General features: G+C 73.0%; 16 protein-coding genes. 5 read left to right on the forward strand and 11 right to left on the reverse strand.

The window, feature by feature from the left end:
* Window positions 1-31: 31 nt before the first annotated feature.
* From thpD to ACZ60B_RS36460, 5 genes are all read right to left on the reverse strand, one after another.
* Window positions 32-919, reverse strand: a complete 888-nt coding sequence (gene thpD, locus ACZ60B_RS36440; protein ID WP_469394880.1) for an ectoine hydroxylase — start codon at window positions 917-919, stop codon at window positions 32-34.
* 5 nt (window positions 920-924) lie between these two features.
* A complete protein-coding gene (locus ACZ60B_RS36445; protein WP_469394882.1) occupies window positions 925-1,329 on the reverse strand; it encodes an ectoine synthase in 405 nt (134 codons plus the stop codon).
* A gap of 21 nt (window positions 1,330-1,350) precedes the next feature.
* Window positions 1,351-2,622: a diaminobutyrate--2-oxoglutarate transaminase gene (gene ectB / locus ACZ60B_RS36450; RefSeq protein ID WP_469394884.1), complete on the reverse strand. Its 1,272-nt coding sequence runs from the start codon at window positions 2,620-2,622 to the stop codon at window positions 1,351-1,353.
* Window positions 2,623-2,680: 58 nt separating this feature from the next.
* Complete coding sequence (gene ectA / locus ACZ60B_RS36455) at window positions 2,681-3,196, reverse strand: diaminobutyrate acetyltransferase (RefSeq protein WP_469394886.1); 516 nt, start codon at window positions 3,194-3,196, stop codon at window positions 2,681-2,683.
* A 379-nt stretch (window positions 3,197-3,575) separates the two neighbouring features.
* Window positions 3,576-4,676, reverse strand: coding sequence for a pyridoxal-phosphate-dependent aminotransferase family protein (locus ACZ60B_RS36460; protein WP_469394888.1), 1,101 nt, complete (start codon window positions 4,674-4,676; stop codon window positions 3,576-3,578).
* 234 nt (window positions 4,677-4,910) lie between these two features.
* On the opposite strand from ACZ60B_RS36460, the gene ACZ60B_RS36465 reads away from it, so the two are divergent.
* From ACZ60B_RS36465 to ACZ60B_RS36485, 5 genes are all read left to right on the forward strand, one after another.
* Window positions 4,911-5,762: a transporter substrate-binding domain-containing protein gene (locus ACZ60B_RS36465; protein WP_469394890.1), complete on the forward strand. Its 852-nt coding sequence runs from the start codon at window positions 4,911-4,913 to the stop codon at window positions 5,760-5,762.
* Window positions 5,759-6,592 (forward strand): amino acid ABC transporter permease, encoded by an 834-nt coding sequence (locus tag ACZ60B_RS36470; protein ID WP_469394892.1) that lies wholly within the window; start codon window positions 5,759-5,761, stop codon window positions 6,590-6,592. The genes ACZ60B_RS36465 and ACZ60B_RS36470 overlap by 4 nt, the downstream gene beginning before the upstream one ends.
* Complete coding sequence (locus ACZ60B_RS36475) at window positions 6,589-7,380, forward strand: amino acid ABC transporter ATP-binding protein (protein WP_469394894.1); 792 nt, start codon at window positions 6,589-6,591, stop codon at window positions 7,378-7,380. The genes ACZ60B_RS36470 and ACZ60B_RS36475 overlap by 4 nt, the downstream gene beginning before the upstream one ends.
* A 21-nt stretch (window positions 7,381-7,401) precedes the next feature.
* A complete protein-coding gene (locus ACZ60B_RS36480) occupies window positions 7,402-8,499 on the forward strand; it encodes an amidohydrolase family protein (RefSeq protein ID WP_469394896.1) in 1,098 nt (365 codons plus the stop codon).
* Between the two features lie 302 nt (window positions 8,500-8,801).
* Complete coding sequence (locus ACZ60B_RS36485) at window positions 8,802-9,770, forward strand: SCO1860 family LAETG-anchored protein (protein ID WP_469394899.1); 969 nt, start codon at window positions 8,802-8,804, stop codon at window positions 9,768-9,770.
* 204 nt (window positions 9,771-9,974) lie between these two features.
* On the opposite strand, the gene cobC is transcribed toward ACZ60B_RS36485, so the two are convergent.
* From cobC to cobM, 6 genes are read right to left on the reverse strand one after another with little or no spacing between them, the layout of a single operon-like run.
* Window positions 9,975-11,039: an Rv2231c family pyridoxal phosphate-dependent protein CobC gene (cobC, locus tag ACZ60B_RS36490; RefSeq protein ID WP_469394901.1), complete on the reverse strand. Its 1,065-nt coding sequence runs from the start codon at window positions 11,037-11,039 to the stop codon at window positions 9,975-9,977.
* On the reverse strand, window positions 11,029-11,994 hold the full coding sequence (locus ACZ60B_RS36495) for a sirohydrochlorin chelatase (RefSeq protein ID WP_469394903.1): 966 nt from the start codon (window positions 11,992-11,994) through the stop codon (window positions 11,029-11,031). Before ACZ60B_RS36495 ends, cobC begins: the two co-directional genes overlap by 11 nt.
* A complete protein-coding gene (locus ACZ60B_RS36500; RefSeq protein ID WP_469394905.1) occupies window positions 11,991-12,581 on the reverse strand; it encodes a precorrin-8X methylmutase in 591 nt (196 codons plus the stop codon). The genes ACZ60B_RS36495 and ACZ60B_RS36500 overlap by 4 nt, the downstream gene beginning before the upstream one ends.
* Window positions 12,578-14,365: a precorrin-3B C(17)-methyltransferase gene (gene cobJ / locus ACZ60B_RS36505; RefSeq protein WP_469394907.1), complete on the reverse strand. Its 1,788-nt coding sequence runs from the start codon at window positions 14,363-14,365 to the stop codon at window positions 12,578-12,580. The genes ACZ60B_RS36500 and cobJ overlap by 4 nt, the downstream gene beginning before the upstream one ends.
* Window positions 14,362-15,612, reverse strand: coding sequence for a precorrin-6y C5,15-methyltransferase (decarboxylating) subunit CbiE (gene cbiE / locus ACZ60B_RS36510; RefSeq protein ID WP_469394909.1), 1,251 nt, complete (start codon window positions 15,610-15,612; stop codon window positions 14,362-14,364). Before cbiE ends, cobJ begins: the two co-directional genes overlap by 4 nt.
* The gene (cobM, locus tag ACZ60B_RS36515) at window positions 15,609-16,427 is read right to left on the reverse strand and encodes a precorrin-4 C(11)-methyltransferase (protein WP_469394911.1); all 819 of its coding nucleotides are present in this window, start codon (window positions 16,425-16,427) and stop codon (window positions 15,609-15,611) included. The genes cbiE and cobM overlap by 4 nt, the downstream gene beginning before the upstream one ends.
* Window positions 16,428-16,436: the final 9 nt, after the last annotated feature.

Below are 16,436 nucleotides of genomic sequence, written 5' to 3' on the forward strand. Positions count from 1 at the left end.
GACCCCCTGGCCGGACCCCGCCGGGGGTGGGTCACCGGACCGGGGTGAAGTCCCGCGCCCCGATGTACTCGGGCCGTCGCACCGGTGCCGCGAACGGTTCCACCGCCGCGTTCTCCACGCTGTTGAAGACGATGAAGACGTTGCTGCGCGGGAACGGCGTGATGTTGTCGCCGGACCCGTGCATGCAGTTGCAGTCGAACCAGGTCGCCGAACCGGCCCGGCCCGTGAACAACTTGATGCCGTGCCGGTCCGCCAGCGCGGTCAGCGCCTCGTCCGAGGGCGTGCCCGCGTCCTGCATCTGGAGGGACTTCTTGTAGTTGTCCCGCGGGGTGGCCCCCGCGCACCCGAGGAACGTCCGGTGCGAGCCCGGCATGATCATGAGGCCGCCGTTGGTGTCGTGGTTCTCGGTCAGCGCGATCGAGACGGACACCGTGCGCATGTTCGGCAGACCGTCCTCGGCGTGCCAGGTCTCGAAGTCGGAGTGCCAGTAGAAGCCGCCGGCCCCGAACCCCGGTTTGACGTTGATGCGGGACTGGTGGACGTAGACGTCCGAGCCGAGGATCTGCCGGGCCCGGCCGACCACCCGCTCGTCGCGGACGAGCCGCGCGAAGACCTCGCTGATCCGGTGGACCTCGAAGACGGACCGGATCTCCTGCGACTTCGGCTCCCTGACGGAGCGCGGGTCGGCGCGGACGGCCGGATCGGCGACCAGCCGCTCCAGCTCCCGCCGGTAGATGGCCACCTCGTCGTCGCCGATGATCCGGTCCACGGTGAGGAAGCCGTCGCGCTCGTAGGCCTGGAGGTCGGCGGTCGAGACCGGTCCCGGTGTGTCCGGGGCGCCCCAGAGGACCGGGTCCTGGCGCGGGACGGCGACCTCGCCGGTGCCGCGGCTGGGGTACAGGTCGGTGATCACGGTCATCGGCGTCACACCTCCTCGGGCTCGGTGAGCAGGGGGTACACGCCGTTCTCGTCGTGGTCCTCCCGGCCCGTGACGGGCGGGTTGAACACGCAGAGGCAGTGGAAGTCCTCCTTGACGCGCAGCGTGTGCCGCTCGTGGCCGTCCAGGAGGTACATGGTGCCGGGGGTGATCGTGTACGTCCGGCCGGCCTCGTGGTCGGTCAGCTCTGCCTCGCCCCTGGTGCATACGACGGCCTCGATGTGGTTGGCGTACCACATCGACGTCTCGGTCCCGGCGTACAGGATGGTCTCGTGCACCGAGAAGCCGACCCGCTCCCGGGCGAGGACGATCCGCTTGCTCTCCCAGGTGCCGGACTTCGCCTTGACGTGTCGGTCGGTTCCTTCGATGTCCTTGAACGATCGGACGATCATGAGTGGTGTGTCTCCTCCTTGTCAGACGGTTTCCCGGACGGCGCGGGCCAGGACGCGCAGGCCCTCGTCCAGTTCCTCGGGTGTGACGGTGAGGGCGGGCAGCAGTTTCACCACCTCGCTCTCCGGGCCGGACGTCTCGATGAGCAGCCCGAGTTCGAAGGCCCGCCGGGCGACCCGCTCGGCGCGGCCCTTGTCGTGGAACTCCAGACCCCACACGAGCCCCCGGCCCCGGTACTCGCGGACGTCGGCGAGGTTCTCCTCGGCGATCGAGACGAGCCCCTGCTCCACCTGTTCGCCGCGGGTGCGGGTCTGCTTCTCCATGGCGGCCCCGTCGGCCCAGTACGTCTCCAGCGCGGCCGTCGCCGTCACGAACGCCGGGTTGTTGCCGCGGAAGGTGCCGTTGTGCTCGCCGGGCTCCCACACGTCGAGTTCCGGCTTGAACAGGCACAGCGACATCGGCATCCCGTAGCCGCTGATGGACTTCGAGACGGTGACGATGTCGGGGGTGATCCCCGCCTCCTCGAAGGAGAAGAAGGCCCCGGTGCGTCCGCACCCCATCTGGATGTCGTCGACGATCAGCAGCATGTCCTGGCGCTCGCACAGCGCGGCGAGCGCGCGCAGCCACTCCGGGCGGGCGACGTTGATGCCGCCCTCGCCCTGCACGGTCTCCACGATCACGGCGGCGGGCTTGTTCAGGCCGGAGCCCTGGTCCTCCAGCAGCCGCTCGAACCACAGGAAGTCCGGCACCAGGCCGTCGAAGTAGTTGTCGAACGGCATGGGCGTGCCGTGCACCAGCGGTATGCCGGCGCCCGCCCGCTTGAACGCGTTGCCGGTCACGGCGAGCGACCCGAGCGACATCCCGTGGAAGGCGTTGGTGAACGACACGATGGCCTCGCGGCCCTTCACCTTCCGCGCCAGCTTCAGCGCGGACTCGACGGCGTTGGTGCCGGTCGGCCCCGGGAACATGACCTTGTACGGCAGGTCGCGCGGGCGCAGCACCAGGTCCTGGAAGGTCCGCAGGAACGACCGCTTGGCGACGGTCGACATGTCGAGCCCGTGGGTGACCCCGTCGCGCAGCAGATAGTCGATCAACGCCCGTTTGAGCACGGGGTTGTTGTGGCCGTAGTTGAGTGATCCGGCGCCGGCGAAGAAGTCGAGGTACCGGCGGCCGTCCTCGTCGTACATGTGGCTGCCCTGCGCGCGGTCGAAGACGACCGGCCAGCCGCGGCAGTAGCTGCGCACCTCGGACTCCAGGGTCTCGAAGACGCTCAGGTCGGGCTGGGTGATGGTCACGGCGAAACGCTCCTCGGTGCGACGGGTGTCGGTGCGACGGATCTCGGTGCGACGGGTGTCAGTACGACGGGTGGGTCAACGGGCCGATGCGGTACAGGACTTCGGGCGCGTGCGGGCCGTCGGGGAAGTGGCCCGCGGCGAACAGCACCTCACGGGTGACAGTCGCCCCGTGCCGGGCCGCGTACGAGGTGAACAGGCGCTCGGAGGCGGTGTTGTCCGGGGTGATGGTGGTCTCGACGCGGGCGAGCGGGTGCTCGGCGGAGATCCGGGCGGTCAGCCCGTCGAGCAGCGCGGCGGCGAGGCCGCGGCCGCGGTGGGCGGGGTCGACCGCCACCTGCCAGACGAGCAGGGTGTCCGGGCGCTCGGGCCGGACGTACCCGGTGACGAACCCGACGGGCCGCCCGTCCTGTCCGCGGGCCACCGCCGATGTCCCGGCGAAGTCGCGGCACCACAGCAGATAGCTGTAGGAGGAGTTCAGGTCGAGTGTCCCGGAGTCCTTGGCGATGCGCCAGATATCGGCCCCGTCCGACACCGACGGGCGGTCGATGAGCAGGTCTGCTTGTACGGCGGTCATGCAAATTCAATTTACCGAGGGGAATTAAAAAATGCATGGCGGGACGGGCTTACTTCTGAGCCCGTCCCGTGTTAACGCGCGGGGGCGCGCAGGAGCACCGAGGTGCGCCGAATATACTGATTTGGCCGTGATGAAAGCCGCAAAGCGGTCGGCTTGTGGAACGTGTCACATGGGTGCGACCTTCACGGAATCCCCGCGAAACACCCGCTCGAATGCGCTCGGAATATTTGCGTTTAGGTACGTGATCGGCGGGCAGGAGAATGCGGGGAGCTACTTTGGATCGGAATTCGATAATCCCTGTGTACGGGAATCCCCGGATCCATGGATCGGAGCCGGGGATTCCTGAATCGCTGCGAATTCTGAATTGTCGGGCGGGTCCTCAGTGCCAGGCGCTCTCGGCGGCCTGCCGTGCCGCCTGCGGGTCCACGTCCAGGCCCTGCCCGGCCAGTGCGGCGCCCAGGGCCGCCAGGCTCGCCCGCACGGCCTCCGGCGTCGCGTCGGCCCCGTAGTGGTTGACCCGGATCATCTCCTTCGCCAGCGCGCCCCCGCCCGCGGCCAGCGGCAGCGCCGGGTCCGCCGCCAGCGCCCGCGCCACCAGCTCCGACGCCACCACGCCCGAGGTCGTCCGCAGCGTCGTGGCGACCGGTGCCGCGTCCCGCTCCTCGTACACGTACGGCTCCAGACCGCCGCCCAGCGCCACCGCCCCCGCCCGGGTGGCCAGCGCGGCGCTCCGGTGCCGGGCCATCACCGCGTCCAGGCCCGCGCTCTCGATCCGCTCCAGGCACGCCTCCAGCGCGAGCATCTCCAGCTGGGCCGGTGCGTGCAGCAGCGCCTTGCGGCCGCCGTCGACCCAGCGCTGCTTCCAGTCGAGCAGCGACAGGTACGACCGGCGCGGCGCCCCGGGGTTGGCGGCCATCCGGGCCCAGGCCCGCTCGCTCACCGACACCGCCGACACGCCGGCCGGGCCGCCCATCGCCTTCTGCGCGCCGATCACGCACAGGTCGACGCCCCAGGCGTCCGGCAGCACCGGCTCGGCCCCGACGGAGGCGACGGCGTCCAGGTAGAACAGGGCGCCGTGGGCCCGTACCGCTTCGCCGATCTCCGCGACCGGGTTGGTGTTGCCGGTCGCCGCCTCGGCGTGCACCAGCGACACGAAGTCGATCTCCGGGTGCTCGGCGAGGGCGGCGCGCACCTGGTCGGCGGTGACGGCCGTGTGGAAGGGCACGGCCAGGTCGATCACCTCCGCCCCGCAGTCGCGCAGCCAGTCGCCGAAGGTCTGCCCGTACGGCCCGGTGATCACGTTCAGCGCCGTCGTGCCGGGGCCGGCGGTCCCGCGGATCGCGCCCTCCAGCGGCAGCAGCGCCTCGCCCTGCATGATCACGACGTCCTGGCGGGTGCCGAGGAGCCGGGCCACCCGGTCCTCGATCGAGGCGAAGCGCGCGGCGCTCAGCGGGGGCAGGTCGAGGAACGGGTGGGTCACGGCGGTGCTCTCTTCGCTCTCTGTCACTCACGGGTGGCCGACCGCTCACGGATGGTCGACGCTGACGAGAGTATCCGGCGACCGGCGCCCCTCGCCGACCGGTGACTTCTTAGGCTGTACGGTCGCGTAGCCATCGGTTTGATTTGAGAGACCCAAACATCTCCTTATAATCGGAACCCACAGCTCGCTCACAGCACCCCATAACCCCCACGGACCCCTTCAGGAGGTCACCCCGTGAACACCCCTCTCGGACGCCGGACCCGCGTCCTGGCCGCCACCGCGGCGACGGCCGGACTGGTCCTCGTGGCCGGATGCTCCTCCGGCGGCAGCGGCTCCGGCGCCACGAAGACGGCGGCCGGCGGGGTCGAACTCGTCAAGGCCGGTCAGCTCACCACGTGCACCCATCTGCCGTACCCGCCCTTCCAGTCCGAGATCGACGGCAAGGTGCAGGGCTTCGACGTGTCGCTGATCGACCTGGTCGCCGACGACCTGGGTGTGAAGCAGGCCATCGTCGACACGCCCTTCGAGAACTTCAAGACGGGCGCGTTCCTGAACTCCGAGCAGTGCGACCTCGCCGCCGCCGGTATGACGATCACCGAGGAGCGCAAGAAGAACGTCGACTTCTCCGACCCGTACTTCGACGCCACCCAGGCCGTCCTGGTCGACAAGAAGAGCGGCATCACCTCGCTCGCCGACGTCAAGGCGAAGGGCAAGAAGCTCGGCGCCCAGGCGCAGACCACCGGCGAGGACTACGCGAAGAAGCAGGGCCTCGACCCGATCTCCTTCGAGTCCTCCGACGCGGTCCTCAGCGGGCTGCGCACCGGACAGGTGCAGGCCGTCATCATCGACTACCCGGTCGTCCAGGGCTGGCTGAAGGACAAGGCCAACGCCGACGCCTTCCAGGTGGTCGACAACCTCAACACCGGTGAGCAGTACGGCTTCACGGTGAAGAAGGGCAACACCAAGCTCCTCGCCGCCATCAACAAGGCCATCGCGGACGCCAAGGCCGACGGCACGTACAAGAAGCTCTACGAGAAGTGGATCGGCCCGTACGACGCGGCCGCCGCCTCCCCGTCCGCCTCATGAGTGGTGCCGACACCTCCCTCCAGCCCCGCAGGTCCGGCCTGAGCAGGCGCCAGAAGCGCCGGATCTCACGCGGTGCGCAGTACGTCGTCTTCGTGGCCGCCGTGATCGCCTTCGCGGTCACGGCGGACTGGGGCCGTCTGAAGAACCAGTTCTTCCAGTGGGACCTGGTCAAGCAGATGTTCCCCGAGGTCATCACGCTGGCGCTGAAGAACACCGTCCTCTACACGGTGTCCGGTTTCGTCGTCGGCCTCGTGCTGGGCATCGTCATCGCCCTGATGCGGCTGTCGTCGGTGGGCCCCTACCGCTGGTTCGCCGGAATCTACATCGAGGTCTTCCGCGGTCTGCCCGCCCTGCTGATCTTCATCTTCGTGGGCGTCGCGGTGCCGCTGGCGTTCCCGGGCACGGAGATCCCGGGCGGCACGTACGGCAAGGTCGCCATCGCGCTCGGCCTGGTAGGGGCCGCGTACATGGCCGAGACGTTCCGCGCGGGCATCCAGGCCGTGCCCGGGGGGCAGATGGAGGCGGCCCGTTCGCTGGGCTTCTCGCACGCCCGGGCCATGGTCTCGATCATCGTCCCGCAGGCGTTCCGGATCATTCTCCCGCCGCTCACCAACGAACTCGTGACCCTCTTCAAGGACTCCTCGCTGGTGCTGTTCCTCGGTGTCACCCTGGAGGAACGGGAGCTGTCCAAGTACGGCCGCGACCTGGCCAGCACGACCGCCAACTCCACACCGATCCTGGTCGCGGGCCTGTGCTACCTGCTCGTCACGATCCCGCTCGGTTTCGTCGTACGCCGTCTCGAAGCGAAGTCGGGGGAGGCCGCCAAGTGAGCACACCCGAGATCCAGGTGAAGGACCTGCACAAGTCCTTCGGCGACAACGAGGTCCTGCGCGGTATCGATCTGGAGATCGGCCAGGGCGAGGTCGTCTGCGTCATCGGCCCGTCCGGCTCCGGCAAGTCGACCCTGCTGCGCTGCGTGAACCTCCTGGAGGAGCCGAGCAGGGGCCAGGTGTTCGTCGGCGGTACCGAGGTCACGCACCCCGACGTCGACATCGACGCCGTACGCCGCCGTATCGGCATGGTCTTCCAGCAGTTCAACCTCTTCCCCCATCTGTCGGTGACCGAGAACCTCACGCTGCCGCAGCGCCGGGTGCTCGGCCGGGGCAAGGCGGAGGCGGCCCGGACCGCCGCCGAGAACCTCGCCCGGGTGGGCCTCGCGGAGAAGGCCGACGCCTATCCGGGCGCCCTCTCCGGCGGCCAGCAGCAGCGCGTCGCCATCGCCCGCGCCCTCGCGATGGGGCCCGAGGTGATGCTCTTCGACGAGCCGACCTCGGCACTCGACCCGGAGCTGGTGGGGGACGTCCTCGCCGTCATGCGCATGCTCGCGGACGAGGGCATGACGATGATGGTGGTCACCCACGAGATGACCTTCGCGCGCGAGGTCGCCGACCGGGTCGTCTTCATGGACGGCGGGGTGATCGTCGAGGAGGGCCGCCCGGCCGAGGTCATCGGCAGACCGCGCCACGAACGCACCCGCCACTTCCTCTCCCGCCTCCTCGACCCCGCCATGGCCGAGGTGGAGGAGGAGACCTCGGACCAGGTGGGCGGACCGGCCTGACGGCTCACTAAGGTGCGGTGCATGAGCGATCACGCGGTGCTGCACGTGAAGGGTCGGGTGCTCGTCGGCCCGGACGACACGGACGTCCGGGACGAGCTGTGGGTGGTCGGCGGACGGATCTCCTACGACCGTCCCGCCGGCGCCCGCGACATCCGTACCGTCGAGGGCTGGGTGCTGCCCGGCCTCGTCGACGCGCACTGCCATGTGGGCCTCGGCGCGCACGGCCCGGTCGACGCGGACGTCGCGGAGAAGCAGGCGCTGACCGACCGCGAGGCGGGCACCCTGCTGATCCGGGACGCGGGCTCGCCCTCCGACACCCGCTGGGTCGACGACCGCGAGGACCTCCCGAAGATCATCCGGGCCGGCCGGCACATCGCCCGTACCCGGCGCTACATCCGCGGCTACGCGCACGAGGTCGAGCCGGACGAACTGGTCGCGTACGTCGACCGGGAGGCCCGGCGCGGCGACGGCTGGGTCAAGCTGGTCGGCGACTGGATCGACCGCGACCTCGGCGACCTGTCGGCCTGCTGGCCGCGCGAGGCGGTCGAGGCGGCGATCGCGCGGGCCCACCGGCTGGGCGCCCGGGTCACCGCCCACTGCTTCGCCGAGGACTCCCTGCGCGACCTCGTCGAGGCCGGTATCGACTGCATCGAACACGCCACCGGTCTGACGGAGGACCTGATCCCCCTGTTCGCGGAGCGCGGCGTCGCGATCGTGCCGACCCTCGTCAACATCGCGACCTTCCCGCAGCTCGCCGCGGGCGGCGAGCGCAAGTACCCGCGCTGGTCGGCCCATATGCGGCGGCTGCACGAGCGCCGCTACGACACCGTGCGCGCCGCCTACGACGCCGGCGTCCCGGTGTACGTCGGCACCGACGCCGGGGGCAGCCTCGCGCACGGCCTGGTGGCCGCGGAGGTCGCGGAACTGGTGACGGCCGGCCTCCCCGCGGTCGAGGCGCTCTCGGCCACCGCCTGGGGCGCGCGCGGCTGGCTGGGCCGCCCCGGCCTCACGGAGGGGGCGCCGGCGGACCTGGTCGTGTACGAGGGGGACCCGCGGGCGGACGTACGGGTGCTGGCCGCTCCGCTGCGGGTGGTGCTGAACGGACACGTCGTCGGCTGAACACCTCGGCGGCCACCACGTCGACGCGCCCGGGCTCGCGCTCCCTCACGGCGCACCGGGTTGACGACGCGTGACCGGCCGGGTCGGTGGGTCGTTGCGCCCTCTCGCGCACGCGGTCGGCGATCCGTGCGCGCGCAGTGTGAGGCGTGGGGGTGACCGGGTGGAACATCCGTGCAGCAAGATTCGAAAAAGTGCACGGAAATCCCACGATGGAGTGAAGTGCCCCGAGATGGCCGCCCGTTCACCCTTGGTGCGTAATCCTTGCCGGGTCCCGAGCACGTCACTTCTGGGGGTCCCACGCCTTGAACGGCAACCACTTCCGCATGCCCGCACGCCGTCTCGCCGCCGTCGCGGCGGCCACGTCCCTGGCCGCCGGTCCCGCGGCCCTCGTCGCGGCTGACACCGCCCACGCGACCGGCGGCCAGGGCCGCGCGAGCGCCGCCGTCCTGCGCACCGGACTCGACGTGGCCCTGCTGAACAGGACCGCGGACGTCCCCCTCGCGGTCTCGCTCAACGAGGTCGAGGCGTCGAAGCGGCAGCACGCGCGGCGGACCGCGCTCAGCGCCCGCCTCGACGGCGTCGACGGCGGGAAGCCGTTCAGCGTGCTGAGCGCCGACGTGGCGACGGCGAAGGCGACGGTCACCGACGACAAGGCCGAGGGCTCCACCGAGCTCGCCCATGTCCGGCTGCACGTGCCCGGTCTGCCCCTGCTGTCCGTCATCGAGGTCGACGGCATCACCTCGAAGGCGACCTGCGAGGCCGGGGAGACGCCGGTCGCCTCGGCGAACGTCCTGGGCGCGGTCACCGTCCTCGGCAAGCGGACCAGGCTGACCGCGGGCGGGCCCACGGACGTGAAGGTGCCCGGCGTCGGCGAGGTGCGTCTGGACCTGTCGAAGCGCGAGACCACCTCCCGTACGGCGGCCGCGACCGCGCTCGAACTCACCGTGTCCATCAACCCGTTGAAGCTGAACGTGGCCGAGGTCAAGGGCACCCTGAGCCTCGCGAAGGCGACCTGTGAGACCCCCGAGGCCCCTGAGGCGGCCGAGGTTCCCGAGGCGGCCGATGCACCCGAGTCCTCCGCGCCCGGGTCCTCCGCGCCCGCGGCGGCCGCCGAGCAGGGAACCTCCGACGTGACGACCAAGGGCGCGCCCGCGCAGGCCGACCTGGCACAGACCGGTGGGAGTTCGGTGACCCCGTACCTGGTGGGCGGCGCGGCCGCGCTCCTGGTGGCGGGCGGGGGAGCGGTGGCGCTGTCCCGACGCCGGGGCTGACCACTCCGGAAGGGGCGGTGCCGCCCGCGCCGGGGCTGACCACCCCGGAAGGGGCGGGGCCGCCTCACCGGGGAACGGGGGGTCGGAACTGCCTCCCCCGGGGGACGGGAGGAGGCAGGGGGCGGGGCGGGGGCCGGGAGGAATCCCCCGCCCCGCCCCGGGCGGGTGCCAAAGCTCCCGCCTCACCACGCAGGCCCCGCCGCATCAGGCCAATGCCTGCTCCAGCGCCCCCAGAAAGGCGTCCGTCGTCTCCCGGTCCCGTACCGCGAGGCGGATCCACTCCTCGCCCAGGCCCGGGAAGGTGTCCCCGCGCCGCACCGCGAAGCCCAGCGTCCGCAACCGTTCTCGCACGGCATCCGCCGCAGGCATCCGTACCAGCAGGAACGGGCCCTCGGCGGGCTCCACGACCCGCACTCCCGCCGCCGCGAACCGGGCGAGTCCCGCGACCAGATGGGCCCGGTCGCCGGCGATCCGGCGGGCCGCCCGGTCCGCCTCCGCGAGGGCCCGGGGGCTCACACACGCCTCGGCCGCGGCGAGCGCGGGCGTGGAGACCGGCCACAGCGGCTGGGCCCGCTCCAGGGCGGTGACCGTCTCCGGGGCAGCGAGCACGTACCCGATCCGCAGCCCGGCCAGCCCCCAGGTCTTGGTGAGGCTGCGCAGCACCACCAGACCCGGCACGTCCGTCCGCCCGGCCAGCGCCTCCCGCTCACCCGGCACCGCGTCCACGAACGCCTCGTCGACCACCAGCGTCCGCCCGGGACGCGCGAGCCGGGCGATCGCGTCCGCCGGATGCAGGACCGAGGTGGGGTTCGTCGGATTGCCGATCACCACCAGGTCCGCCTCCTCGGGCACCGCCCCCGGAGTCAGCCGGAAGCCGTCCTCGGCGCGCAGCAGCACCCGGTCGACGGTGTGCCCGGCGTCCCGCAGCGCCGCCTCCGGCTCGGTGAACTGCGGATGCACGACCACCGGCCGGCGCACCTTCAGCGCCCGCGCCAGCAGGACGAACGCCTCTGCCGCGCCGGCCGTCAGCAGCACCCGGTCCACCGGCAGCCCGTGCCGCGCCGCCACCGCCGCCCGCGCGGCCCGCCCGTCCGGATAGGCGGCCAGGCCGTCCAGCGACCCGGCGATCAGCTCCCGCAGCCACACCGGGGGCGTGCCCGCCCGTACGTTGACGGCCAGGTCGACCAGCTCCGCCCCGTCGTCGCGCACCTCCGCGTCACCGTGGTGCCGCAGGTCGGGGCCGTCCCCGGGAACGTCGTCAGCGCGCATGGGAGTGGGTGTGCCCCCCGTGCTGGTGGTGCCCGTGGTGGTGACCGCCGCCGTGGCCGCCCTCGTGACCGTCGTGGTGTCCGTCGTCGTCCGGGTGGAAGTGGGGCTGCTGCGGCAGCCCCACCTTGTCCTCGAAGCCCGGCAGCGCGATGCGGTACACGCACGAGTCGCAGTTCATCCGCAGATCGCCCTTCACGGCCTCCGCGTACCGCTCCATCACCAGGTCCAGCAGCTCCGGCTCGGGCCCGATCACGTCCGCCGAGCGCACCTCGACCTCCGGATGCGCGGCCGCCCAGTCCTCGGTCTGCCGCCGCACCCGGTCCGGCAGGATGCCGGTGAACAGGAAGTACGGCAGCACCACGATCCGCCGGGCGCCCAGCCGCGCGCACCGGTCGAGGCCGCTCGGCACGTCCGGCGCGGCCAGCGACACGAACGCCGTCTCCACGCCCGCGTAACCGCGCCCCTCCCACAGCAGCCGCGCCGCCTTGTGCACCTCGGCGTTGGCGTCCGGGTCGGTGGAGCCCCGCCCGACCAGCAGCACGGTCACCCCGGCCCGGTCCCCGGGCGTGCGGCCCGCCTCGCCGAGCGTCTCGTCCAGGCGCCGCTCCAGCACGTCCAGCAGCGACGGGTGCGGGCCCAGCGGACGCCCGTAGGTGTACGAGATCCCGGGGTGGCGTTCCTTCTCCCGGGACAGGGCCGCCGGGATGTCCCCCTTGGCGTGCCCTGCGGACACCAGCATCAGCGGCACCGCGGCGAACCGGCGCGCCCCCCGCTCCACCAGTTCGGTCACCGCCTCACCGAGCGGTGGCGAGGACAGCTCGATGAAGCCGCCCGCGACGGGCAGTTCGGGGTGGCGGCGCCCCAACTCCCGTACGAAGTCGCGGAACGCCTCGGCTCCGGCCTCGTCCCGGGTGCCATGGCCGGCGATGAGCAGGGCGGGCGGCGGGGTGGTCACGATTGCTCCTCGGATTGCGGAATGCTGTGGTACAGCAGGGCGTTGAGGGCGGCCGCGGCCACCGCGGAACCGCCCTTCTCGGACACGTTGCTCACGGCGGGCAGCCCGCTCTCGCGCAGCGCGGCCTTCGACTCGGCCGCCCCGACGAAGCCGACGGGGAGCCCGATGACGAGCGCGGGGGAGGCGTCCAGCGTCAGCAGTTCCTCCAGGGCGGTCGGCGCACAGCCGATCACCCACAGGGCGCCCGGGCCGACCTCCTCGTACGCCAGCCGGACGGCGTGCGCCGACCGGGTCAGCCCCGGTCCGGACCGCGCGTCGCGCAGCCGGCAGACGGTGTCGCGGCGGGTGATCCCCGCGGCCACCATCTCCACGTCCACCACCACCGGCGCCCCGGCGTGCAGCGCCGTGTACGCCTTCGCCAGGTCGCCCTCGTCCAGGACGAGATCGTCGGCGTAGTCGAGGTCGGCGGCGGAGTGGATCACCCGCTCCACGACCGCCCGCGACAGCGGCGGGAAGTGCGAGGTGTCCAGACGGGCGCGCAGCCGCCGGAAGGACTCCTGTTCGATCGGATGGACGACACGGTTCACCGGGCACCCTCCTGCGGGCCTCGCTGCGGGTCTTCCTGCGTCTCTTCCCGGGTCCGCGCGTGCGGGACGGTCCGCGTCTCTTCCTGCTGGGCCGTCCCCGGGTCCTGCTGCCAGCGGTAGCCGCGCGGGGTCACCATCCGTCCCGCGATCCGCCGGGTCGCCGTGTTGCCCACGGTCACGACCGTCATCATGTCGACCGTCGCCGGATCCAGCGCGGCCAGCGTCGTCACCCGGCTGGACTCGTCGGGGCGCGACGCGTTGCGCACGACACCGACCGGCGTCGACGGCTCCCGGTGTTCCGCGAGGACCGCGAGGGCCTTCGGCAGCTGCCAGTCGCGGCCCCGGCTGCGCGGGTTGTAGAACGTCACGACGAGGTCCGCCTCGGCCGCGGCCCGTACCCGCCGCTCGATGACCTCCCACGGCGTGTGCAGGTCCGACAGGCTGATGGAGACGTGGTCGTGGCCCAGCGGCGCGCCCAGGATCGCCCCGGCCGCGAGCGCCGCCGTCACCCCGGGCACCCCGACCACGTCGATGTCGTCCGACGCCTCGGCCAGCGCGGGCGAGGCCATCGCGTACACCCCCGCGTCCCCGCTCCCGACGAGCGCGACCGCCGCGCCGCGCCTCGCCTCGGCGACCGCCGTGCGGGCCCGCTCCTCCTCCGCGCCGAGCCCCGACTCCAGGATCCGGGTGCCGGGCCGCAGCAGATCGCGGATCTGGTCGACGTACTGGTCGAGCCCGACGAGCACGGACGCCCGGCGCAACTCCGCCTCGGCACGCGGCGTCAGCAGGTCCCGGGCGCCGGGCCCGAGCCCGACCACCGCGAGCCGCCCGCGCCCCGGCCGCCGTACGACCGCGCAGGTCGCCATCGCAGGCCGGCCGTCCGCCCGCTCCGACTTCCGCTTGGGGACGAGGAGTTCACCGCCCCGTACCAGCGCGGCGGCCTCCGCGACGGACGGGGTGCCGACCGCGGCGAGCGGCGCGCCGGACGGGTTCGGCACCTCGACGGCCGCCAACTCCCCGGCGGAGTACGTCACCAGCGGCACCCCCAGCCGCTCGGCGACGGCGACGACGCCGGGCTCGTCGGACTTGGCGTCGACGGTGGCCAGTTCGGCGACGGACGCGGCGCTGAGCCCGGCGTCCCGCAGCGCGGCCTCGACCAGCCCCAGCACCTCGTCGACGGTCGCACCCCTGGACGCCCCGACGCCGACCACCAACGACGGCGGGCGCAGCAGCACTTCGCGGTCGGCCGGCGCCACGGTCCGGTCGGTCAGCCGGACCGTGTACGCGCCCCGCGTCCCCAACGGCAGCGCGGGCAGCGGCCAGGGCACCTCCGAGGCCAGCGCGACCGGCTCCCCGTCCAGCAGGGCGCGGGTCACCCCGGCGACGTCCCCCTCCACGGGCAGGCCGAGCGTGTCGAGGCCGGGCACGCCCACCGCGTCCGTCGCCGTGGTCACCACCGGCTCGGCGCCCAGCAACTTGCCGACCGCGCGGGCCAGTTCATTGGCGCCGCCGCCGTGGCCGCCGACCAGCGACACGGCGAACCGGCCGGCCTCGTCGACGCACACCACACCGGGGTCGGTCCGCTTGTCGCCCAGCAGCGGCGCGACCAGCCGTACCACCGCCCCGGCCGCCAGGAAGCACACCAGCTGCCCGCACTCCGCGAACGCCCGCGGTACGGCGTCCGCCACGGGTCCGTCGTAGACCCGCGTGCGGTCCGGCCAGGCCGCGGCCAGCCGGTCGCGCGCCGCCGCCCCCGCCGCGGTGGCGGAAATGAGGCCGATCACAGGGCAACTCCTTCGGTACGCGCCGCGGGGCGGTTGCCCCACAGCAGGAAAACGGGATTGGTCGCGGCCGGCCGGGTCACGTCACCCGGCAGCGGGACCAGCCGCGACGACTGGAGCAGCACTCCGTCGCAGTCGAACCCGGCGCCGATCAGCGCCGCCCGCGCCGCCGGCACCCGGTCCAGGGCGGCCATCGCGACGACCACGCTCCGCCGGGCCCGCCGCGCGCACGCGTCGACGATCCCGGGCAGCTCACGGCCGCCACCCCCGACGAACACGGCGTCGGGGTCGTCGAGTCCGGCCAGCGCGTGCGGCGCCGCGCCGTGCACCACGTGCACGTAGACGTTGTGCTGAGCGGCGTTGGTACGGATCCGGCCGACCCCGTCCGGGGTCTTCTCCACGGCGCTCACGGCGGCCCCCAGCCGCGCGCACTCCACCGCCACCGAACCGGAGCCCGCGCCGACGTCCCACACCAGGTCGCCGGGGCGCGGACCGAGGCGGGCCAGCGCCAGGGCCCGCACCTCGAACTTGGTGATCATCGAGTCGCGGTGCGCGAACGCGGACTCCGCGAGCGCCCAGCCCGCGGGCCCCGGCGCCGTACCGGCCACCGTCCGCGCCCCGCCCCGCGCCGTCCGGGACTCGTCCAGGCACAGCACCACGCTCACCGCCGACCCCCAGTCCCGGGCGGCGGCCTGCGCCGGTGTCACCCGCTCGACGCGCTCGCGCGCCGGGTCGCCCAGCGCCGAGGCCACCACCAGGACCCGGTCGGCCGAAGCCCGCGCGAGCGCCGCGCCCAGCTCGGCGGGTCCCGCGCCCGGCCCGGTCAGCACGGCCGTCTTCGGATACGCGCGGCACACGTGCACCGCGGTGCGCAGCTCCCGCCCGTGCGCGCTGACCACCACGGCGTCGTCCCAGGTCAGCCCGGTCCTGGCGAACGCGGCCGCGACGGAGGAGACGCCGGGCCGTACATCGAGCGCCGCGGCCCCGAACCGCTCCGACAGCACCCGCACGATCCCGAAGAACCCGGGATCCCCCGAGGCCAGCACCAGCACCGGCCGTCCCTTGCCGACGTACTCCGTGACGGTGTCCAGGGCGGGCGCCAGCGCGCCCAGGACCACCAGCTCGGCGGTCGCGGGCAGCAGCGGCCGTACGGCGTCCAGGTGCCGCCGGCCGCCCACGACGAGCTCCGCCCCCGCGAGGACGTCCCCGGGCGGCGGCGCACCGGTCCCCGTGCCGACGACCGTGATCACGTGCCGGCGCCCCGGGCGCGCAGGGCCTTGCGGGCCTCGGGGTCGGCCTTGCGATAGCCGTGGAAGTGCCCCGGGTGGTACAGGTGCGAGCGCGTCCCGCCCGCGTCCAGCGCCGGGCCGACCAGGAACAGCGTGTGCTTCCAGAGCTTGTGCTCCTTGACCGTCTCCTCCAGGGTGCCGATCGTGCACTTCACGACCAGCTCCTCCGGCCAGGTCGCCTGATAGGCGACGACGACCGGCGTGGTCGTCGGATAGCCGCCCTCCAGCAGCTCCCGCACCAGCTGGCCGCTGCGCGCCGCCGACAGGAACAGCGCCATGGTCGTGCCGTGCCGGGCGAACTCGCGCACCTCCTCGCCGGGCGGCATCGGCGTCTTGCCGCCGCCGAGCCGGGTCAGGATCACCGACTGCGCGACCTCGGGAACGGTCAGCTCGCGACCGGCGATCGCGGCGACCGCCGAGAAGGACGAGACGCCGGGCACGATCTCCGTCCCGATGCCGAGCTCGTCGCACCGGTCGAGCTGCTCCTGCGTGCCGCCCCACAGCGCGGGGTCGCCGGAGTGGATCCGGGCGACCCGCAGCCCCTCGGCGCGGGCCCGCCGGTAGACGGCCACCACGTCCTCCAGGGACATCGTCGCCGAGTCGAGGATCTCCGCGTCCTCGCGCGCGTGTTCGAGCACCTCGGCCTGGACCAGGCTGGCGGCCCAGATCACGACGTCGGCCTCGGCGATGGCCCGCGCGGCCCGGAACGTCAGCAGGTCGGCGGCGCCGGGGCCGGCCCCGACGAAGGTCACCTTGCCGGTGGGGGCATCGGCCATGGGTACGGG

Source organism: Streptomyces sp. NPDC104096, from assembly GCF_055584385.1.

What these genes read in the sequence shown, in the direction of transcription:
- ACZ60B_RS36470 (WP_469394892.1), top strand. Translation starts at nt 5,759, where the DNA reads ATGAGTGGTGCCGACACCTCCCTCCAGCCCCGCAGGTCCGGCCTGAGC.
- thpD (WP_469394880.1), bottom strand. Translation starts at nt 919, where the DNA reads ATGACCGTGATCACCGACCTGTACCCCAGCCGCGGCACCGGCGAGGTC.
- cobM (WP_469394911.1), bottom strand. Translation starts at nt 16,427, where the DNA reads ATGGCCGATGCCCCCACCGGCAAGGTGACCTTCGTCGGGGCCGGCCCC.
- ectA (WP_469394886.1), bottom strand. Translation starts at nt 3,196, where the DNA reads ATGACCGCCGTACAAGCAGACCTGCTCATCGACCGCCCGTCGGTGTCG.
- ACZ60B_RS36480 (WP_469394896.1), top strand. Translation starts at nt 7,402, where the DNA reads ATGAGCGATCACGCGGTGCTGCACGTGAAGGGTCGGGTGCTCGTCGGC.
- ACZ60B_RS36445 (WP_469394882.1), bottom strand. Translation starts at nt 1,329, where the DNA reads ATGATCGTCCGATCGTTCAAGGACATCGAAGGAACCGACCGACACGTC.
- cobC (WP_469394901.1), bottom strand. Translation starts at nt 11,039, where the DNA reads ATGCGCGCTGACGACGTTCCCGGGGACGGCCCCGACCTGCGGCACCAC.